Source organism: Streptomyces sp., from assembly GCF_050698815.1.
Lineage (GTDB): Bacteria > Actinomycetota > Actinomycetes > Streptomycetales > Streptomycetaceae > Streptomyces.
The window spans coordinates 1-19,781 of record NZ_JBOHCV010000210.1; the positions used below are offsets into that span (position 1 = coordinate 1).

Annotated in this window: 18 protein-coding genes, 1 tRNA gene and 1 pseudogene; 11 read left to right on the top strand and 9 right to left on the bottom strand. The window is 69.9% G+C overall.

The genetic code is table 11. The features are described from left to right. The first annotated feature begins 145 nt into the window (after positions 1–145). From ACRDP3_RS07855 to ACRDP3_RS07865, 3 genes are all read left to right on the top strand, one after another. Positions 146–904 (top strand): DUF4239 domain-containing protein, encoded by a 759-nt coding sequence (locus tag ACRDP3_RS07855; RefSeq protein ID WP_431516121.1) that lies wholly within the window; start codon positions 146–148, stop codon positions 902–904. A 128-nt stretch (positions 905–1,032) separates the two neighbouring features. After that, positions 1,033–2,457 (top strand): lipase maturation factor family protein, encoded by a 1,425-nt coding sequence (locus ACRDP3_RS07860; protein ID WP_431516122.1) that lies wholly within the window; start codon positions 1,033–1,035, stop codon positions 2,455–2,457. 73 nt (positions 2,458–2,530) lie between these two features. Next, entirely contained in the window at positions 2,531–3,907 is a 1,377-nt protein-coding gene (locus tag ACRDP3_RS07865; RefSeq protein ID WP_431516123.1) for a hypothetical protein, read from the top strand. Between the two features lie 21 nt (positions 3,908–3,928). On the opposite strand, the gene ACRDP3_RS07870 is transcribed toward ACRDP3_RS07865, so the two are convergent. Genes ACRDP3_RS07870 through ACRDP3_RS07880 form a run of 3 tightly spaced genes read right to left on the bottom strand, consistent with a single transcriptional unit; the run spans position 3,929 to position 5,996 of the window. Continuing rightward, a complete protein-coding gene (locus ACRDP3_RS07870; protein WP_431516124.1) occupies positions 3,929–4,669 on the bottom strand; it encodes a class I SAM-dependent methyltransferase in 741 nt (246 codons plus the stop codon). Then, positions 4,666–5,325 carry a TIGR04282 family arsenosugar biosynthesis glycosyltransferase gene (locus ACRDP3_RS07875; protein WP_431516125.1) on the bottom strand — a complete coding sequence of 220 codons (660 nt, stop codon included), beginning with the start codon at positions 5,323–5,325 and terminating at the stop codon, positions 4,666–4,668. Before ACRDP3_RS07875 ends, ACRDP3_RS07870 begins: the two co-directional genes overlap by 4 nt. Beyond that, positions 5,322–5,996, bottom strand: coding sequence for a glycosyltransferase family 2 protein (locus tag ACRDP3_RS07880; RefSeq protein ID WP_431516126.1), 675 nt, complete (start codon positions 5,994–5,996; stop codon positions 5,322–5,324). Before ACRDP3_RS07880 ends, ACRDP3_RS07875 begins: the two co-directional genes overlap by 4 nt. A 115-nt stretch (positions 5,997–6,111) precedes the next feature. Here ACRDP3_RS07880 and ACRDP3_RS07885 point away from each other — a divergent pair, with 115 nt between their 5' ends. Both ACRDP3_RS07885 and ACRDP3_RS07890 read left to right on the top strand, forming a co-directional pair. Next, positions 6,112–6,831 (top strand): response regulator transcription factor, encoded by a 720-nt coding sequence (locus ACRDP3_RS07885; RefSeq protein WP_431516127.1) that lies wholly within the window; start codon positions 6,112–6,114, stop codon positions 6,829–6,831. After that, on the top strand, positions 6,824–7,960 hold the full coding sequence (locus ACRDP3_RS07890) for a sensor histidine kinase (protein WP_431516128.1): 1,137 nt from the start codon (positions 6,824–6,826) through the stop codon (positions 7,958–7,960). The genes ACRDP3_RS07885 and ACRDP3_RS07890 overlap by 8 nt, the downstream gene beginning before the upstream one ends. Here the strand turns inward: ACRDP3_RS07890 and ACRDP3_RS07895 are convergent. Continuing rightward, positions 7,938–8,987, bottom strand: a complete 1,050-nt coding sequence (locus tag ACRDP3_RS07895) for an NAD-dependent epimerase/dehydratase family protein (RefSeq protein ID WP_431516129.1) — start codon at positions 8,985–8,987, stop codon at positions 7,938–7,940. The two genes, ACRDP3_RS07890 and ACRDP3_RS07895, sit on opposite strands and share 23 nt — an antisense overlap. Positions 8,988–9,295: 308 nt before the next feature. Here ACRDP3_RS07895 and ACRDP3_RS07900 point away from each other — a divergent pair, with 308 nt between their 5' ends. From ACRDP3_RS07900 to ACRDP3_RS07910, 3 genes and pseudogenes are all read left to right on the top strand, one after another. After that, positions 9,296–9,889, top strand: a complete 594-nt coding sequence (locus tag ACRDP3_RS07900) for a lytic polysaccharide monooxygenase auxiliary activity family 9 protein (RefSeq protein ID WP_431516138.1) — start codon at positions 9,296–9,298, stop codon at positions 9,887–9,889. Continuing rightward, positions 9,889–10,314: pseudogene (locus ACRDP3_RS07905) on the top strand (DoxX family protein); the annotation flags it as partial. The gene ACRDP3_RS07900 and the pseudogene ACRDP3_RS07905, both read left to right, overlap by 1 nt. 282 nt (positions 10,315–10,596) lie before the next feature. Further along, positions 10,597–10,670: transfer RNA gene (locus ACRDP3_RS07910), tRNA-Pro, on the top strand. Between the two features lie 70 nt (positions 10,671–10,740). On the opposite strand, the gene ACRDP3_RS07915 is transcribed toward ACRDP3_RS07910, so the two are convergent. The 4 genes from ACRDP3_RS07915 to ACRDP3_RS07930 all read right to left on the bottom strand — a co-directional run bounded on the left by ACRDP3_RS07915 (position 10,741) and on the right by ACRDP3_RS07930 (position 14,605). Beyond that, complete coding sequence (locus tag ACRDP3_RS07915; RefSeq protein ID WP_431516130.1) at positions 10,741–11,973, bottom strand: tyrosine-type recombinase/integrase; 1,233 nt, start codon at positions 11,971–11,973, stop codon at positions 10,741–10,743. Next, positions 11,973–12,242 carry a helix-turn-helix transcriptional regulator gene (locus ACRDP3_RS07920; protein ID WP_431516131.1) on the bottom strand — a complete coding sequence of 90 codons (270 nt, stop codon included), beginning with the start codon at positions 12,240–12,242 and terminating at the stop codon, positions 11,973–11,975. The genes ACRDP3_RS07915 and ACRDP3_RS07920 overlap by 1 nt, the downstream gene beginning before the upstream one ends. A gap of 705 nt (positions 12,243–12,947) precedes the next feature. Continuing rightward, positions 12,948–13,571: a hypothetical protein gene (locus ACRDP3_RS07925; RefSeq protein WP_431516132.1), complete on the bottom strand. Its 624-nt coding sequence runs from the start codon at positions 13,569–13,571 to the stop codon at positions 12,948–12,950. Between the two features lie 431 nt (positions 13,572–14,002). Further along, positions 14,003–14,605, bottom strand: a complete 603-nt coding sequence (locus ACRDP3_RS07930; RefSeq protein WP_431516133.1) for a hypothetical protein — start codon at positions 14,603–14,605, stop codon at positions 14,003–14,005. Between the two features lie 35 nt (positions 14,606–14,640). Here ACRDP3_RS07930 and ACRDP3_RS07935 point away from each other — a divergent pair, with 35 nt between their 5' ends. Next, the gene (locus ACRDP3_RS07935) at positions 14,641–14,865 is read left to right on the top strand and encodes a hypothetical protein (protein WP_431516134.1); all 225 of its coding nucleotides are present in this window, start codon (positions 14,641–14,643) and stop codon (positions 14,863–14,865) included. A 117-nt stretch (positions 14,866–14,982) separates the two neighbouring features. Here the strand turns inward: ACRDP3_RS07935 and ACRDP3_RS07940 are convergent, their stop codons facing one another. Beyond that, a complete protein-coding gene (locus ACRDP3_RS07940) occupies positions 14,983–16,791 on the bottom strand; it encodes a helix-turn-helix domain-containing protein (protein WP_431516135.1) in 1,809 nt (602 codons plus the stop codon). Between the two features lie 148 nt (positions 16,792–16,939). Between ACRDP3_RS07940 and ACRDP3_RS07945 the strand changes: the two genes are divergently transcribed. Both ACRDP3_RS07945 and ACRDP3_RS07950 read left to right on the top strand, forming a co-directional pair. Then, positions 16,940–18,322 (top strand): FAD-binding oxidoreductase, encoded by a 1,383-nt coding sequence (locus tag ACRDP3_RS07945; protein WP_431516136.1) that lies wholly within the window; start codon positions 16,940–16,942, stop codon positions 18,320–18,322. Positions 18,323–18,361: 39 nt separating this feature from the next. Beyond that, a complete protein-coding gene (locus ACRDP3_RS07950; RefSeq protein ID WP_431516137.1) occupies positions 18,362–19,744 on the top strand; it encodes an MFS transporter in 1,383 nt (460 codons plus the stop codon). Positions 19,745–19,781: the final 37 nt, after the last annotated feature.

Consider the following 19,781-nt stretch of genomic DNA (forward strand, 5'->3'; position numbering starts at 1 on the left):
GCTCCGGCTCGTCGGCGCGCAGCGCCGGTGGCGGCGGCTCCGGCTAGGCCGCCGCCCGTCGACGCCGCCGGACTCCGGTCCGCGCGGACCCGGCTCGTCCCTCCGCATTCCTCAGCGTTCCTCACACCCGCACGGGAGATCGCCCATGTCCGACTGGATGGTCCTGTTCCTCGGCGTCATTGCAGCGTGCGCCGTCGTCCTGGTCAGTACGGTGCTGCGCCAGCGGCGCGTGGGCGACGACGACGATCCGTCCGAGACGCCGGACGTCATCGAATACATGACGATGATGATCGGCGTGGTGTACGCGATCGTGCTGGGACTGGCCATCGCGGGCGTCTGGGAGGCCCGCGATGTCGCCGATGGGGTGGTGCGCAGCGAGGCCCAGGCGCTGCATGAGGTGAACGAACGGGCGCAGGTCTATCCGGCGGCCGCACGCGAGCGGATCCGCGCGGACGTCGACGCCTATGTCGACTTCACCGTCGCCCATGAATGGGGGCACATGACCGAGCACGGCGAACTCACCCGGCGCGGTGACACGTTGCTGGCGCAGCTGCGCAAGGACGTACTGGACTACGAGCCCCGCACCTCGCGGGAGGAGCAGTCCTACGCGGCTCTGGCCGACCGGGTCGCCGCCGTCGACGCGGCACGCAACGACCGGGAGGGCAGTGCTGAGCCGACGCTGCCGGGCGTGGTCTGGTTCGGACTGATCGCGGGCGCGGTGGTGGCGGTGGGGATGCTCTTCACACTGCAGATCCAGCGGTCGGGCAGGGAACTGCTGCTGGCCGGCCTGTTCACCGCGCTGATCGCCTTCCTGCTCTTTCTGGTCTGGCACTTCGACTCCCCCTTCACCCGCGGACTGTCGGACCCGATGGAGGCGTTCACCACGCTCGACGCCCCTGGCTGATGAGAGGCCGACGTCCCGGCGAACCCTCCGGCAGCGGCTGAGCTCGCCGCCCTCGGGTCACCGGGACCCGCCTCCGTGCGCGCGCTTCGGCGGCCATGAAGGCAGGCGACGGTGGTACGCATGCCGTCATGGACTGGTTCACGGCATCCGAATACTGGCTGAGCCGGCTCGTGCTGCAGCGTGCGCTGGCCGGCCTCTACCTCGTCGCATTCCTCTCGGCCGCCCTGCAGTTCCGGGCGCTGATCGGTGCGCGCGGGATACTGCCGGTCCCCGAGTTCGTGCGCCGGATCCCCTTCCGGGCCGCTCCGAGCCTGTTCCAGTGGCGCTACTCCGACCGGCTCTTCGCGGGCTGCTGCTGGGCGGGAGCCGCGCTGGCCTGCGCGGTGGCCGCGGGGGCCGCCGACGCGGTGCCGCTGTGGACGTCGATGCTGATGTGGGCGGCGCTGTGGCTGGGATATCTCTCGATCGTCAACGTGGGGCAGATCTGGTACGGCTTCGGCTGGGAATCGCTGCTGCTGGAGGTCGGCTTCCTCGCCGTCTTCCTCGGCAACGCGCGGACGGCTCCCCCGGTGCTGGTGCTGTGGCTGCTGCGCTGGCTGGTCTTCCGGGTGGAGTTCGGAGCCGGTCTGATCAAATGGCGGGGTGACCGCTGCTGGCGGGAGCTGACCTGCCTCTACCATCACCACGAGACGCAGCCGATGCCGGGACCGCTGAGCTGGTTCTTCCACCGGCTGCCCAAGCCCCTGCACCGGGCCGAGGCCGCGGCCAACCATGTGGCTCAGCTGGTGATCCCCTTCGGCCTTCTGATGCCGCAGCCGGTCGCCACATACGCCGCTGCCGTCGTCATCGCCACCCAGCTGTGGCTGGTGCTGTCGGGCAACTTCTCCTGGCTCAACTGGCTGACCATCGTCATCGCCTTCGCCGCGGTGGACAGTTCGCCGGTAGCCGGGTCGCGGTCCTACGGGCCCACGCCGCTCTGGTACGTGGTGCTGGTCTGCGCGGTCACCGCGCTGGTGGCGGTGCTCAGCTACTGGCCTGTCAGCAACATGGTCAGCCGCGGCCAGCAGATGAACCGCTCCTTCAACTCCCTCCACCTGGTCAACACCTACGGGGCGTTCGGCAGCGTGTCCCGGCAGCGGCACGAGATCGTCATCGAAGGGACGGACGCGGACCCGCTCACGGAGGAGGCGGTGTGGCGGGAGTACGGCTTCCGGGGCAAGCCCGGTGATGTGCGCCGGCTTCCCCGCCAGTTCGCGCCGTACCATCTGCGGCTGGACTGGCAGATGTGGTTCGCCGCCCTCTCCCCGGCTTACGCGGCCGGCTGGTTCGAGCCCTTCGTCGCCCGGCTGCTGGAGGGCGACCGGGACACGTTGCGGCTGCTGCGCCGGAACCCGTTCCCCGACGCGCCGCCCACGCATGTACGCGCGCTGCTGTACCGCTACCGCTTCACCACCCGGCAGGAGCGACGGGAGTCGGGCGACTGGTGGCACCGCACATTCGTGCGAGAGTTCCTGCCTCCGGTGCGTGTCGGGCGCCCCGGCGCGCGTCGGTGACCGGATCTGACGGCTCGGTGACGCCGGCCGCGTGCGGTCCGGGCCCCGCTGGTCAGCGCTCTACCGTGTCTCCGTGAGCACCTCCACCGGCACACGCGAGCACCCCGCGGAGAGCTCCCCGCGCCGCGCCGGCCGCCGCGGCAACCTGTTCGACGTGTGCGCTGTCGGAGCGGCGGCGCTGCTGTTCACCGGAGCCGTGCTGGCCAGCCTGTCGTACGAGGAGAGCAGGGAGACGCTGCGGCTGCGCTGGCCACCGCTGTACGGGTACTGGCTGCCGCACTGGGGCCCCGGGACCCTCGCCGCGCCTGCCGTCGCCGTGCTCGTGATCGCGTACGGACCGGCACTCGCACGCGCCGTGCGCTGGAGCGTGCTGGTGGCGGCCGGGTGGGCCGGCTCGATGGCGTGGAGCTGGTCGCTCGCGCTGGTCGACGGCTGGCAACGGGGAGTCGCCCGGCGGCTGACGACCAAGTACGAGTACCTGCAGTCGGTCGACGGCATCCACGACATCGGTGCCACACTGCGCGGGTTCACCGGCCGGATCCTCCTGGACGCCCCCGACAACTGGCCGCCGCATGTCGCAGGTCACCCGCCCGGCGCGCTGCTGACCTTCGTGGGACTGGACCGGATCGGGCTGAGCGGTGGCGGCTGGGCCGCCGCCTGGGTCATCACGGTCGGGTCCTCGGCAGCGGCCGCCGTACTGGTGACGGTGCGGGCGCTGGTGACAGAGGAGACGGCCCGGCGTGCGGCGCCCTTCGTGGTACTGGCTCCGGCAGCGGTCTGGATGGGCGTCTCGGCGGACGGCTACTTCACGGCAGTCAGCGCCTGGGCGGTCGCGCTGCTCGCGCTGTCGGCGACGCGCGGCGTGCGAGCGGCACGGACGACGGCACTGTGCTCGGGAGTGCTGTTCGGGCTGACGTGCTACCTGTCGTACGGGCTGGTGCTGACCGGTCTCCTCGCGCTGGCGGTGCTGATCGCGGCGCGCACGGTACGGCCTGTCCCGTTCGCTCTGCTCGGCATGCTCCCCTGGTTCGCCGGCTTCACCGCCGCCGGATTCTGGTGGTTCGAGGGCTACACCACTCTCGTCGAGCGCTACTACCAGGGCGCTGCCCGCGTCCGCCCGTACGCGTACTTCGTCTGGGCCAATCTGGCCGCGCAGGTCGTCGTCATCGGACCCGCCCTGGTCGCCGCGCTGCGCAGGGCAGCGGTCCCCCGCGCCGGCCTTACCCGCCGCGGCGCGCTGACCGTGCTTGTCGCGGGCGGGCTGTGCTGCGTGCTGGCGGCCGACCTGTCGGGGATGAGCAAGGGGGAAACGGAACGCATCTGGCTGCCCTTCACGCTGTGGCTGCTGCCGGCGGCCGCACTGCTGCCGCAGCGCTCGGTGCGGTGGTGGCTGTCGGCGCAGGCGGTGTCGGCCCTCACCGTGAATCATCTGCTGATCACCGGCTGGTGACAGCCTGGTGATCAGGCTGAACTACCGGTTCAGCTGAGCGGCGACGGCGGTGGGCAGGGCACCAGGGACGGTCCGGATGCTGCCGGTGCGCACCGTGGTCGTCGCGCGGAGAGGGCTCAGACAGAGGAACGGCCGTTCACTGGACCGCCATTGCTCGACGACGCCCCAGTTCGCCGCCTCCGCGTGCTCCCGCAGCGCGGCAGCGCCCAGCCTCGCCCACGGAAAGGCGGGCCCGCGCCCGCCGCCGGTGCCGTCGTCCAGCCGGACCACCATCTTCTCCTCAACCTCCGTGGGCGCCGCCTCGACGAGCAACAGTCCGTTCGGGGAGAGCAGTTCGCGTACCCGGGCGAGCAAGCACGCCGGGTCGCCGCCGATGCCGATGTTCCCGTCCAGGAGCAGCGCGCTCTGCCACCGACCCTCGCCGGGCAGCGGCTCGAATACCGACCGCCGCAGTGCAGCGCCGCCCGCCTGGCGGGTACGGGAGACGGCCGCCGGCGAGGTGTCGACACCCAGCACAGGCCGGCCCAGCCCGGACAGGGCGGTCACCAGCCGGCCGGGACCGCAGCCGATGTCGAGGACCGCACCCGTGCAGCGCCGCAGCACGCCCATGTCAGCCTCATCGGCGCGCGCACACCAGCGCTCCACCTCCAGTGGCAGCAGCCAGCCGTCGGGACGGCGCAGAAAGAGCGGTCCGCGGCCGGCCCGCAGTGCGTCGGCGTAAGGGTCCTTGTCCGCACACCAGGGCAGCGCGGGTGCGCTCACGGCGCCGCCACTCGGGCAAGACCCGCGTGTACGGCGGCGAAGTGTCCGGAGGAAAGCCCGGCGACCTCCCGCGCGTCCGCCGCGGTGTCCACATCACGGAGCACCGGCAGATCGCGTACCGACAGCCCCGCGTCCACGAGCCGTCGCCGCTGCGCCTGGCCCGTACGTCCGGTGGACATCGGCACACCGCGCACCAGCCCGGGCTCCGGCCGCGCCATGCCCAGTGCCCAGAACCCGCCGTCCGCGGCCGGTCCGAACCACGCGTCGGCACCGCGCCAGCCGGCGGATCCGGTGACGGGAGCCAGCAACTCCGGGGTGATCTGCGGGGTGTCCATGCCGACCAGCAGCGCGGGGCCGTCGCAGAGTGCGAAGGCCGCCGCGATCCGTTCGTCCAGACCGCCGTCGCACTGCGGAACCACCTCGAACCCGCCGGGCAGCCATGGTCCGGGGCACCCGGCCAGCACCAGCACCCGTCTGCGTACGGGAAGCAGGGCGACCGTCTCCAGGGTGTCCCGGAGAGCGGCCTGGGCGAGCCGTGCCGCCTCCTCGGGCGGGTACGGCGGGGTGAGACGGGTCTTGACCCGTCCGGGGACGGGTTCCTTGGCGATCACGAGCACGGTCGTGCCAGCGTCGGAGAAGCTGAGCGGGTTCGTCATCGCAGTACCGCCCGCATGTCGCGCACCGCCTGCCAGGTGCCGCGCCAGGTCCCCGTCACCTTCGACTTCCCCGACCGCGGCCGGTAGTCGACCTCCGTCTCGCTGATCCGCCAGCCCGCGTCAGCCGCGCGCACCACCATCTGCAGGGGGTATCCGCTGCGCCGGTCGGTCAGCTCCAGCCCCAGCAGCGCGCTGCGCCGCGCGGCCCGCAGCGGCCCCAGGTCGTGCAGCCGAACCCCCGTGCGCCGCCGCACCATGCGGGACAGCGCGCGATTGCCGAGCCTGGCGTGCAGCGGCCAGGCGCCGCGCACGGTCGGACGGCGCCGCGCGAGCACCAGGTCCGCCGACCCTTCGCGGACCGGCCCCGAGATCCGTGGCAGCGTGCCGGGGTCCAGCGTGGCGTCGCAGTCGCAGAAGGCCACGAACTCGGCCTCGGCGGCGAGCAGTCCGGTGTGGCAGGCGGCGCCGAAGCCGCGCCGCTCCTCACGCACCACCGTGGCACCGTGCGCTCGGGCGATCTCGGCGGAACCGTCGCTCGAACCGTTGTCCACGACGATGGCCCGCCATCCGGCCGGCACCCGCTCCAGCACCCACGGCAACGCTTCGGCCTCGTTGAGGCAGGGGAGCACGAGGTCGCCCTGCCAGGACTTGGAGTTGGTCACTCTTCTCACCCTACGAACCCACAACGGACAAAAGGTGCCGACGCACCTTACGGAACACTGACATCCGCGCCCCGGCCCCGCCCGGAGGGCGCCCTCGTGTCCCGGCGGGTGCCAGACTCCCCGTATGCGCCAGCAGCCGTCAGCACCGCCCCGCCGGGTCCTGGTCGTGGACGACGATCCGACGGTGACCGAGGTGGTGGCGGGCTATCTCGACCGGTCCGGGTTCGTGGTGGACCGCGCCGCCGATGGTGCCGACGCGCTCGCCCGGGCACGGGCCGCACCACCCGATCTGGTGGTGCTCGACCTGATGCTGCCCGGACTGGACGGTCTCCAGGTGTGCGCGCGGCTGCGCGAGTCCGGCCCCGTGCCGGTGGTGATGCTGACGGCACGGGGCGACGAGGAGGACCGCATCCTCGGCCTGGAGGTGGGCGCCGACGACTACGTCACCAAGCCCTTCAGCCCGCGCGAACTGGTGCTGCGCGTCGAGTCGGTGCTGCGCCGGGCAGGCGCACCGCCCGCGAGCGGCCCCCTGTTGAGCGGCGGCGGCATCACCCTGGACCCGGTGGCCCGGATGGTCTCCGACGCCTGCGGGCCCCTCGCACTGACCCTTCGTGAGTTCGACCTCCTGGAGCACTTCCTGCGGCACCCGGGGCGTGCTTTCGGCCGGGAGGAGCTGATGGCGGACGTGTGGGGCTGGGACTTCGGCGACCTGTCGACCGTGACCGTGCACGTACGGCGGCTGCGGCACAAGGTCGAGGCCGACCCGGCGCACCCCCGGCTGATCACCACTGTGTGGGGCGTCGGCTACCGCTTCGACGCGAACGGCGGTGGCCGCGGTGCGTGACCTGCTCCTCATCGCGCTGTACGCGGCGCTCGGCGCCGCCGCCGTCGGACTGGCCGGCCTGCTGGCGCTACGGGCGCTGCGCCGCCGGTCGGTGGCCGTCTCACTCGCGGTGCTGACCGCGGTGGCCGTCGGTTCGATGCTCGCCGGAACGTTGTCGGTGGCCTGGGCGATGCTGCTCAACCAGCACGACCTGGGCGTGGTCACGACCGTGTGCGCGGTGGCCGCCGTCACCGCGACGGCCACGGCACTCCTGCTCGCCCGGTGGGTGATCAGCGGGCACCGCGCCCTGGAGCAGGCCGCACGCGCGCTGGGTGACGCCGGCGAGGCCGGCACCCACTCGGGCGACGGTGGCTTCACACAGCCCACCACCACGATGCCCGCCGAACTGGCCTCGCTCTCCCGGCAGCTGGCGGCCACGAGCGCGAAGCTCGCGGCGTCGCGCGGACGCGAGCGCGCCCTGGAGGCGTCCCGGCGCGAACTGGTCGCCTGGATCTCGCACGACCTGAGGTCGCCGCTGGCCGGTCTGCGTGCCATGGCCGAGGCGCTGGAGGACGGCATAGCCGAGGACCCCGCCCGCTATCACCGGCAGATACGCGGCGAGGTGGACCGGCTCTCCGGAATGGTCGGCGACCTCTTCGAACTCTCCCGGATCCAGGCCGGCTCGCTCGCCCTCTCCCCCACCCGGATGTCGGTCTACGACCTGGTCAGCGACGCCATCGCGGGTGCGGACCCGCTCGCGGTCGAGCGGGGTGTGCGGCTCGCCGACGACGGCGTGGAGCAACTGCCGGTGGAGGTGGACGGCAGGGAGATGACACGGGTGCTGGCCAACCTCCTGGTCAACGCCATCCACCGCACCCCGGCCGACGGCACGGTCGCCGTAGCCGCGCGGCGGGAGGCGGACGCGGTGGTGCTGTCGGTCACCGACGGCTGCGGCGGCATACCGGCGGACGACCTGCCGCGGGTCTTCGACACCGGCTGGCGCGGCACGGGTGCCCGTACGCCGCCCGGTGGGGCGGGCCTCGGGCTGGCCATCGTGCGCGGCATCGTCGAGGCGCACGAGGGCCGGGCCGCCGTGTGCAACGTGCCGGGCGGCTGCCGGTTCGAGGTCACGCTCCCGGCAGCGCGGTGAGCGTCTTCTCCGCCGCCAGCTCGGAGGCGGCGAAGCGGGCCATTCCGGCAGCGAACTCCACCCGGGCGCGCCACCCCAGCTCCCGCTCGAACCGCTCGGAGGAGGCGGTGATGTGCCGTACGTCCCCCAGCCGGTACTCCCCCGTCACGACCGGCTCGGGTCCTCCGAAGGCGGCGGCCAGCTCATGGGCCATCTCCCCTACGGTGTGCGGATGTCCGCTGCCGGTGTTGTAGGCCCGCAGCTCTCCCTCGGGACGCTCCCCTCCGGCCAGCGCCTCCAGTGCGACCAGGTTCGCCGCCGCCACGTCGTCGACGTGGACGAAGTCCCGCCGCTGTCCGCCGTCTTCATACACCTGGGGCGGTTCTCCTCGCTCGAGCGAGGAACGGAAGAAGGAGGCCACCCCGGCGTAAGGGGTGTCCCGTGGCATCCCGTCACCATAGACGTTGTGATAGCGCAGGCTGATGGCACGGCCGCCCGTGGCACGCGCCCAGGCGGCAGCCAGGTGCTCCTGCGCCAGCTTTGTCGTGGCGTACACGTTGCGCGGATCGACGGGCGCCTCCTCCGCCACCAGTTCGGAGCCGAGCGCGGCACCGCACCGCGGGCAGGGCGGTTCGAAGCAGCCACGGTCCAGGTCCGGCACGGAACGGGGACCGGGCCGCACCACCCCGTGGACGGAACAGCTGTACCGCCCCTCCCCGTACACCACCATGGACCCGGCCAGGGCCAGCCCGCGCACCCCCGCCTCGGCCATCCTCTCCAACAGCACGGCGGTGCCGAGATCGTTGTTGCCGACGTACCCGGACACGTCCGCGAAGCCCTTGCCCAGACCGACCATCGCGGCCTGGTGACAGACGGCGTCGACTCCTCTCAGCGCTCGGCCGACGGTGTCGGCGTCCCGGACGTCACCGGCGATTCCCCCCTCCGTGGGCGCCACATCCAGGACCACCGGTTCGTGGCCCGCTCTGTCCAGTACGTCCACGATGTGAGAGCCGATGAACCCTGCCCCGCCGGTGACCAGTACGCGCATGAGCCCACGCTACGGCCGTTCACCCCGCTCACCGGCGCGTCGGCTCGCGTGTCAGCGTTCCGTAAGGCCTAGCCTGCGTACCTCGACGTGGCGCCGAGACCCCCGAATCGGCCGGGGACGGAATCGACCGTGCCCGTATGCGACGCGCAGCCCTACTCGGCCGAGTAGGCCCCGAAGCACGAAGTTCTCCCATTGGTCTGGACATCGCGAGAAGGCCGTCGTAGCTTCAGCAATGGTCTAGACCTGGTTTCCAACGGCAAGTCACCAGTGCGCCTTCCTCCCCCACCCCACAGGAGTGCAGCATGCGTTTGCACAAGAAGATCACTGCCGCCGTGCTCGGTCTCGGCCTGGCCGGTACCGCGATACTCGTCACCAGCGGCAGCGCACAGGGTCATGGCTACAGCCAGGCCCCGAAGAGCCGGCAGGCGAACTGTGCCGACCACACGGTTTCCAACTGCGGTGCGATCCAGTGGGAACCCCAGAGCGTCGAAGGGCCCAAGGGCTTCCCGGCCGCCGGCCCCGCCGACGGCAAGATCTGCTCCGGCGGCAACTCGCGCTTCGCCCAGCTCGATGACCCGCGCGGCGGGAACTGGCCAGCCACGCGCCTCTCCCCCGGCCAGGGCTACACCTTCACCTGGAAGATGACCGCCCCCCACCGCACCACCGACTTCCAATACTTCATCACCAAGGACAGCTACGACCCGGGCCGGCCGCTCACCCGGACAGACCTCGAGCCGCAGCCGTTCATGGTCGTGCCCATGGGCGGCCGTCAGCCGAGCATGACCGAAAGCCATCAGGGCACGATCCCCACCCAGAAGTCCGGCAAGCACATCGTCCTCGGCGTGTGGACCATCCACGACACGGTCAACGCGTTCTACGCCTGCGCAGACGTCGAGTTCTGATGAGGCTCCCGGACAAGAGCGGTGACCATGTCCTCGGGCTGTTCCGCATCGTTGTGGGGCTGCTGTTCCTCTGCCACGGTGCCGCGAGCCTGTTCGGCGTTCCGGGCGGTCCGCACGTCGGGACCGCCCCCGGGTTCGGAGCGTGGCCGAGCTGGTGGGCCGCGGTCATCCAACTGGTCGGCGGGGGCCTGGTGCTGCTCGGAGTGGTAGCACGCGGCGCCGCGTTCGTCTGCTCGGGTTCCATGGCCTACGCGTACTTCGTCGAGCATCAGCCCGACGGACTCCTCCCGATCGAGAACGGTGGCGAGGCGGCGGCGACCTTCTGCTGGTCGTTCCTGCTCATCGTCGTTCTCGGTCCCGGCAAGTGGACCACGGGCGCCTTCCTCAACCGCGCTCTCTCCAGGACGGGTGGTCCGGCATCCCCGGGCGCGATCCCGCCTCACAAGGGTCAGCGTCCTCTTCATGACCCGGAATCAGTGCTGCCGCCGACCGCCGAGGGCGGGCAGCGGCAGCACTGCGCGGGGATACCGGACGAAGAGCACCCACCCGTCCGAGCGTGACCGACCCGGAGCCTGCGCCCGGCCTGCCTCCACACCTGGCCACGCGTCCCGCGCAGCTCCCGTAACGGGTGCGCGAGCACCGCGGGGCGTCATGTATTGTTCCTTGCGTGCGAACGGTGAGGGCCTGATCCCGAGTCGGCCGAGCACCGGGACGTAGCGCAGTTTGGTAGCGCACTTGACTGGGGGTCAAGGGGTCGTGGGTTCAAATCCCGCCGTCCCGACAGCAGGGTGAAGCCCGCTGACAGGGGAATTTTCCCAGGTCAGCGGGCTTCTTTCTACTCCCCGGCAAGATCAGCGCACGATCCGCAGGTGCGGCGCCGGGGGCTGCTTGGGGACCACTTGGGGACCAGTCCCGGCTGTGAGGTGCGCATTGAGTGCCGCTCCGGCCCGCTCGACTGAGCGGTGGTCCGGGTGCAGGTAGCGCTGCGTCGTGCTCAGTGAGCCGTGTCCAGCGATCTTCCGGAGCACGTGCAGCGGGACGCCGGCATCGGCCATCCATGTCAAGCCCGTGTGCCGAAGGTCGTGCCGGCGAAGGTGCTCGTGTCCGAGCCGGAGAACGACCTCGTCCCAGTGCGTGGCATCTCGCAGGACGGCGGTGGAGATCCGGCCCCCTCGCGGTCCTGTGAAGAGCCGGGCCATCGGGTCCGGGCCTACTGCATCGAGCCGGCGGGCGACCAGGGGCCGGATCTCCGGGATGATCGGGACCATGCGCCGCCGCTTGCCCTTGGTGCCCTTGTCCACCAGCCCGCCTGGAGCCGACGTCGTCTGCCGACAGAGGTTCCAAATCCAGGTCTCGCGGTCGATGTCAGCAGCCCGGGTTCCGGAGACCTCCCCGATGCGGGTGGCCGTGCAGGCGGCAAACCTCACCACCTCACCCCAGCCTTCGTACTCACCGGATGACCGGGCTATGAGGGCATTGGCCAACTCGTCCAGGGCGGCCCAGCCGGGCAGCGCGAGCGATCGCGGATCGTCCAGCTCGTCCTCAGCCCGCTTGTACTCCTGCTGCCATCCGACAACCCGAGCGGGGTTGAAGTCGATGATGCCGTCGCGCACCGCCTGCTCCATGACCCGTACCAGGACTGCCAGGCTGTTCTTCACGGTGGACTTGCTGCATTCATCGGCGATCCATCCGTATACGGCGCGGTCAACGAGGCCGTTCGTGATGGTGCGCACCGGAAGGTGACCCAGCGTCGGCACTGCTCGCAGACGCCAGCCGGCGCGATAGGGGTCCATGGTCTTGGCTTCCAAGCCGCGCATGGCCAGGTGCCACTCCTCTTCGCCGTATTCCTTCAATGTCATCGTGGCTGTAGCAGGTGTGACTCCTCGGTTCGCAGCGCGCTGCAGACGGTCTATCCACGCGTGGGCCTCTTCATCAGTAAGAAAGGCTTCCGAGCGGGACAGGCGCTTCTTGCTGCCCGGCACGATCCAACGGACCCGAGCACGGTAGGGATTGCGGCGGTCTTCCCGGAACTCGACATCCGCAGCGAGTGAGATGCCTGCCGGAGGCGTTGCCTGATCGGGCATCAGGCCGCCTGCGCAGGATCGGTACGCCGTGATGCCAACCAGGCTTGTACGTCGGGAGCGCTGTACATGGTCACGCGGTTGGTAAGACTGACGAAGTGAGGCCCCTGGGCAGGCCGAGAAGTACGCCACCGCCGCAGTGTCGAAGCATCAACACCGAGCAGGTCCGCAAGTTGGTCCGTGGTATACCAACCGCTGTGCAAAAGGTCCGCCCGATCTTCAGCGGCACGGCTGAGCAGGTCCGCGATCTGTGCCATCAGTGATTGATTCATGGCCGGTGCTCCCCGGAGTTGTGGACTCCCGTGATGAATTCGTGTGCCGTCCCGGGGATGAGCGATATTCGCAATACGCCATTGATTATTTCCAGCACCTTGGCGACGGTGAGCAGTTCATACTTGGAGTTCTCACTCATACGCACCCCGAGCAGGTGATGGGGGCAAGTGGCTGCGTTCCTCGAGCGCTTCATCGATCGACAAGAACACGGGGAGAATCAACGGTCGTGGCATTGGCTTCCTCAATGGACCCGGGGTATTGGCAGGGGTGGGGTGGAGATGTCAGCGGCGCGGCACCGGCGGATCGACTTCTCTGCGGCTGATGAACTCGCCAAGCCCAGCAGCGGGGGACGCGGGAGCGGCCCGCTCCGGTGCGCAGATCCATGACCTGCATCCCCGGCGGCGATGAAGCGGTACGCGGGTGGGCGGTCGACGTCCAGAGCGACGACGACGGCAGGAATGGACAACAAGCGCGCAGGCATGCGGAGGTCCTTGGGGGTGAGGGTGGGGCACATGCGCGGGGCGGGGTCCGGGTCATTGGCTGGCCTGCCGGTCCTGTCAGAGTGGTGTGACTGCGTCACGAAGAGACTCCGTAGAGGGGTGCGAATATCCGTGACGGCTTTGTCGGGCTGAGGATCGCCGATTCAGGGTGGACAAGCTGGTGAGACCCGCGCCTCTGGGTTCGGTCAGAGCGCCGGGCGGCAATCACGACTTGTGTGAGCCAGGAAGGGCTGTTGCCTTGGCCAGGTGGTCCCAGTCGACTGCGTCACCATCCAGGCGGAAGCAGTGCGGGAAGCGCAATGCAAGCCAACTCGGGTTCAGGCCAGCCCACTCAGCAACGCTCCACGCAGGAACACCCGCCTTGAGCCACTTCTCCAGGCAGGAATCGCGAAGGCTAGTGACGTGCTCACCCAAGCCTGCTTCCGCCTCATCCGGACGTAGGACCGCCTCACGGGCCTGCGCCCATACCTGCCGGTACACCGCAGATGACAAGGACCTGTTGCCCTCACCGGAGAACAGCGGATCGTCCAGCTTCAGGCCAGCCCTCCTGATCCAGTTCCGCAGTAGGTCGGAGAGACCAGGAGTGACAGGCACCTTCCTGCCCTCTCCGGCACCGACCAGCATCTCCCCGAAACCGCCTTCCAGAAGCGTCACGTCGTCCACCCGAAGCGCGACCGCTTCGCCGGGAAGCAAGGCCGCCCCCGCCATGGGGGCCAGGAAGGGATACACCGGCGTCTGTCCCCCAGTGTTCTCTCGCGTCCATTCGAGCAGGGAGCGAATCTGCTCCGGGAAAAGCAGTGCTGATTCCTCTATTGCGAGCTGTGGCACGCTACTTGGCTCCTAGCAATACGGCATCGGGACGCGCTAGGCATCCCCTGGCAGATTCAATGGTCCGCGGATTCGCCGGTTTGGCTAACCGGCGATCGTCGGCTATGTTGCCGACGCCTCCGTCCTCTCGACATCCGGCTGGATGCAGGAGCGCCAGGGCGCCACCGTGCTTCCCGCTCTAGGTTTACTTGGTTCACCGGCCTATTCCAGTCCGTTGAAGCCCAGATGTGTCTGCCGTCGGCGGATCAGCACGGCTCAGAACTACGGCGGGTGCCCACTAGCGCGCTCGGCTGGGCTGCCGGTGCCACAGAACAGAGCAGGTGTCTTCTTAAGCGCCCGCCTCATTCTGAGAAACAGCGCTTCTCCCAGTCTGCAGCGCCCTGCACTACGAGCCCGGCAACCGACACGGGCTACCGGGCCTCATCGCATTGTCAGTCAACGAGGTAGTGGGCTTCGACGTAGGCGACGGTGGAGCCGTACGGTTCGCCCACCGGCTTCAACATATACCGGCGGAAGACTGCGGCGGTGGCACGGCGGACGCCGCGGTTGCGGGCCTCAGCGTTGTCCCATGACTGGGCAAGGGTGCGCTTGACTACCTGGTCGATTTCCTCGGCCAGGTTTTGCTCCGTGACGGTGAGGCCGGGCGGCGCGTGGTCGTGGATGATCCGTGACAGGACACCCACGTGGTCGTCGTCCAGTACGACGGCTTCGTCGGGGTGCTTTTCGGCGTTCACGATGGCACGGGCGACCCGGAGTGCTTCGGCCAGGAACTCCAGGGCGTCCTGGGCGTTCTGGATGATCCGGTCCCGTAGCTGCCTGATCCGCTCTGCCAGGGCGGTGTACTTCGCGGATCCCGGTTCGACGCCCCTCTCGAGGGCGGCCTTAATGTGGTCAAGGATCTCCGCCGCAGACGGCGGCCTCTTGTCCTCGCTGTCGTCCTTGTCGGGCTTGGGACGGACGAGGGCCAGCAGCTCCTTGAGGATCGTGATGCCCTGGGCATCCAGGACGAGGGCCTCTTCCTGGGAGGCGGCCACCGAGAATCTCCCGTTCGGAGAACCGCCGTGCGCTGATGCGCGAGTCATTGCACCACCACACCGAGGTCGTCCACGCGATCCGCGACGGCGACGGACACGGCGCCGCACGGCTCTCGCGCCAGAGCCTCTACGACTACTACGCGGGCTACATCCCGGAGGCAGACCGTGAGCAGCTCCGCGCGCTCATCGACACCCCCGGTGAGCGGCCCCCGGGCCGGTCCGGGGAAGCAACGGCTGACACACCATCCGGCCCTGGGTGAGGGTGCCAGCCAACGCCTCGTGACGCCACCGGCTCACCCGGGCGGACAACCGACAGATGGGGGTGACCGACTCACGCCCCATCGCCGGTTTCCTCGTCGTTGCTCGCCGCGGACGGCTCAGTCGCCGATCGCGCGGGCGAGCCGTTCGAGCCGCAGGCCCACCAGCAGGTCGAACACGCGGTCCGGCTCGTGCCAGTCCTCGCCCAGCGCCGCGGAGATGCTGCTCAGCCGCTGGTACAGCGTGTTGACGTGGATGTCGAGCACGCGGGCGGCCGTGGCGTACTTGCGGCCCTGCTCCAAGAAGACCTCGAGCGTGTGCCTCAGCGGTACTCTGCTGCGCTGCTCGGCCAGCCGCAGCGGCTCGAGGACGCGCTGGGCGTACTCGGTCACGTCGGCACGGTCCGCGCGGCTGAGCAGGACACGGTAGACACCCAGCTCACGGCTGGTCGCGACCTCCCCGCGGCGGCCGAGCACCTGCAGCGCCGACGCCACCTGTCTGGACTCGTGGTACGCCGAGCGCAGACCGGCGGCGCCATGCGCGGGGCCGGCGATTCCGACGGTGAGTGAGGGCGGACGCTCGTCCGACGACCAGGAACGGCACAGCGCCTCGGGGTCGTCTCCAGGCACGACCAGGACAAGCAGATCGCCGTGCTCGCCGACGGCCGCGCCTACCCGGCGGGCGAACCTGGTGCCCACGTCGCGGCCGGTCGACGTCAGCTCCTGACCGGTGTGGACCACCATCACGCAGTGCACGGCGTCCAAGTCGACGTGCGCGAGCCGCGCCTGGCGCTCCAGCTCCGGCGGGTCCGGGCTCGGGCGGTTCAGCAGCTCGTCCAGGAAGGCGCCCCGGGTGCGCCGGGTGGCCTCGGCGGCCGCCTCGTCCGCCAGCAGCGAGAGCGCGATCGCCGGTGCGGCGCGTTCGAGCACGGGGACCGGTGAGTCGTCCGTGTCGGTGTCGCCGACGTGCACCAGCGAACCCAGCGTCCTCCCGGCCGCGATGACCGGGACGACGGTCTGACGCGCGGCGGTCTCCGCAGGCGGTTCCGCACCGGAGCTCACGAACAGCACCCGACCGTCCAGTACGTCGGCGATCCTGGCGACCAGCGCCCGCACCCCACCGCCCTCAAGCACGACCTCGGTGAGGCTGCGCTCCCACGAGAGGCTCCGCTCCAGCTCGGTCGTGCTCACGTGCAGACGCGCGTTGGCGTCGTTCAGGCTGATCACGGTCTCCTCGTAGTCGGTGAGCAACTGAGAGTTGTCGATGGCGATGGCGGCGTGCGTTGCCAGCGCGACGAGCAGCGTGATCTCGTCGTCCTCGAAGCGTCGCTCGTCGCGCTCTCCCGCGAACAGTGCTCCGAGGGTCCGGCCACGGACGACCAGTGGCACGCCGAGCAGGCCGTGCAGGTTCTCGGCCTGTGCGGCGTTGTCGGCGACCTCGTCGTGCCGGATGTCGGTGTCGGCCTGGTAGTCCGGCGACCACCGCGGCGTGCCGGATTTGATCACCGACCCGGCGACGCCGGCGGTCAGCGCCACCTCGAGCCCGAGCAGCTCGGGCGTCAACGCGCCGCTCGCGACCTCGATCCGCATCCGCCGGCGATCGGGCGTGATCAGGCCGAGGTAGGCGAGGTCCACGTCGAGCAGATTCCGCGCTTGGACCACCACCTCCGACAGCACCTCGTCGCGTCCGCGCATCGAGGTCAGCTGCCGGGCGATGTCGTTGACCGCGGCGAGCTCGGCGGCCCGACGGCGTCGCTGGACCAGCAACGTCTTCAGCCGGATGGCGGCGTCCGCCTCGGCCTCGAGCCGGGCCCGCTCCTCAGCGGACCCGGCAGCCTCCCGCAGCAGCCGGGCGCGGTGGTCCTGCAGCTCGTCGAATTCCCGGTGCTCGAGCAGCAGGTCCAGCCAACTCCCGATAAATGCGGACAAAAGGGTCTCCAAGGCATGTGGCGATAGATTTTCTCTCCATCAATCAAAACCAACGATGGAGAATTCGTCCATACCTACGCCTGATGGTGGCCAACTACCGTCGCAGTTCGCGGCGGACCGATCCGCCCACTGCCCGAAGGGAGCGATTTTGCTGGCCCAGCAGTTGTCGACGGTGCTGCCCGGCGGGACTGTCCTGACCGACCCGGCCACTCTTGAGGGCTATCTGCACGACGAGGCGGAATGGGCGCCGTACGAGCCGCCGCTGGCCGTGGTCCGTCCCCGCAGCACCGCTGAGGTGCAGGCCGTCGTCCGGTTCTGCCTGGAGCACCGGGTGCCGTTGGTGCCCCGCGGCGCGGGGACCGGGCTGTCCGGCGGGGCCAACGCCACTGCGGGCTGCGTGGTCGTCTCGATGGAGGGCATGCGGGAGGTCGTCGAGATCAACACGGCCGAGCGGCTGGCGGTCGTCCAGCCCGGTGTCGTGAACGACGACCTGCGCGCGGCGTGCGCCGAGCACGGGCTGTGGTATCCGCCGGACCCGGCGAGTGCTCCGTGGTCGACGATCGGCGGCAACTTGGCCACCAACGCCGGCGGACTGTGTTGCGTGAAGTACGGCGTCACCGGCGACTACGTCCTCGGCATGGAGGTTGTCACCGGTCGTGGAGACGTGGTGCGGCTGGGCCGGCGAACGGCGAAGGGAGTCGCCGGCTATGACCTGTGCGCGCTCCTGGTCGGGTCGGAGGGGACGCTGGGGATCGTCACCGAGGTCACGGTGCGGCTGCGACCGCAGCGCCAGCCGGAGCGCACGATTGCCGGCTACTTCGACTCCGTCGTCGACGCCGGCCGGGCCGTGAGCCTGGTCGCCGCGGCGGGGGTCGTGCCCTCCGCGCTGGAGTTGGTGGACCGCCACTGCCTGGAGGCGGTGGACGCGTGGAAGCAGATGGGCCTTTCCGTGGACGCGAACGTCGTGCTGCTGGGCCGGACGGACACTCCGGGTGCGGCCGGCGACAGCGAGGCCGCCGAGATGATGCGGTGCTTCGAGGAGGGCGGCGCGTCCTGGGCCGCACAGTCGTCGGACCAGCAGGAGGCCGATGCGCTGTTCGCCGCGCGCAGGCTGGCCTACCCGGCGTTGGAGCGGCTCGGGCCGGTGCTCACCGAGGACATCTGTGTACCGGTGGCGATGGTGCCCGAGATGCTTACGCGGATCGAGAAGACCGCCTCGGCGCACGACACGTTGATCGCGAACATCGCCCACGCCGGTGACGGCAACCTGCACCCGTTGCTGATCACTCCGAGGGGTGACGCGGCAGCACGCACCCGGGCGCAGGCGGCGTTCGAGGTGATCATCTGCGACGCCCTCGACCTCGGCGGCACGGTGACCGGAGAGCACGGCATCGGGCAGTTGAAGCGTGCAGGACTCGGGCGCGAGCTCAGTGCTCCCGTCATCGAGATGCACCACGCGGTCAAGAACGCGCTCGACCCGCACGGGATTCTCAACCCCGGCAAGGCCATACCCGACCGGGCAGCGGGCTGACCCGGTGTCCCATCACATACGACCCTGACGGAGGAGAACATGTCAGCCATCGCGTCCGGCCATCCGACCGGAGACGAGGAATTGGGGCGACGCGTCGTCGCCAAGGTTGCGCGTCGCCTGATCCCGTTCATGATGCTTCTGTACTTCGTGAACTACCTCGACCGGACCAACATCGGGTTCGCCGAGCTGCAGATGAGTGAGGACCTGGGCCTCACCGCCACCGCCTACGGTCTGGCCTCGGGTCTGTTCTTCATCGGCTACCTGTTCTTCGAGGTCCCCAGCAACCTCGCGTTGCACAAATTCGGTGCCCGCCGGTGGATCGCGCGGATCATGCTCAGCTGGGGGATCGTGGCCTCGGCGATGGCGTTCGTGCCGAACGCCGGCTCCCTGTACGCGATGCGGGTGTTGCTCGGTGTCGCCGAGGCCGGGTTCTTCCCGGGAATGATCCTTTTCCTGACGTACTGGTTCCCGCGTCGGGAGCGGGCCCGTTTCACCGCGATGTTCCTGGCCGCGATCCCGCTGTCGTCGGCGATCGGCGCGCCGGTCTCGGCGGCGATCATGCAGTACTGCGACGGACTGTTCGGGCTCGAGGGCTGGCGGGTGATGTTCCTCTTCGAGGGGATGCCCGCGGTGCTGCTCGCGTTCGTCACCTGGTTCTACCTGACCGACCGCCCCGAGAAGGCGACCTGGCTGACCGACGAGGAGCGTGGCTGGCTGACCCGCGAGATGGAGGCCGAGAAGGTCAAGACGGAGAAGCGCTTCCACTGGCCGCTGCGCAAGTCGCTGACCAACCCCAGGATCTTGGGGCTGTCCTTCGTGTACTTCGGTGTCGTCTACGGCCTGTACGCGCTGAGCTTCTTCCTGCCGCAGATCGTGGCCGACTTCTCCAAGACGTTCAACACGAAGTTCTCGCTGCTGGAGACCGGCCTGATCGTCGCGGTGCCGTTCCTCATCGGGACGGTGTCGATGGTGCTGTGGGGCCGCCATTCGGACCGGACGCAGGAGCGCGTCCGGCACGTCGCGCTGCCCACCGCCCTGGCGGCACTGACGATCCCGGTGGCGCTGTACCTCGACTCACCGTTCGCCGTCATGGTCGCGGTCACCCTCACGGCGATCGGCATCTTCGGAGCGCTGCCGGTGTTCTGGTCGCTTCCCGGCTCGTTCCTTGTCGGCGCGAGCGCGGCCGGCGGCATCGCCCTGATCAACTCGCTGGGCAACCTCGCGGGCTTCGGGGCCCCGTTCATCACCGGCTGGCTCACGGACGTCACCGGAAGCCAGAAGAGCGGCCTGTGGGTGGTCGGCGTCGTGATGATGCTGGCCGCGGTGGTCGTGGTGGCGATGGGAGCCAGCCCGAGGCCGGATGACACCGAGGAGGAGGAGACCGACGCGAGCCCGGCCGGCGAAGTGACCGCAGACCGCTGACCTTCGTCGAAGCGGGCCCGTCCGCGTGGTGATGCCC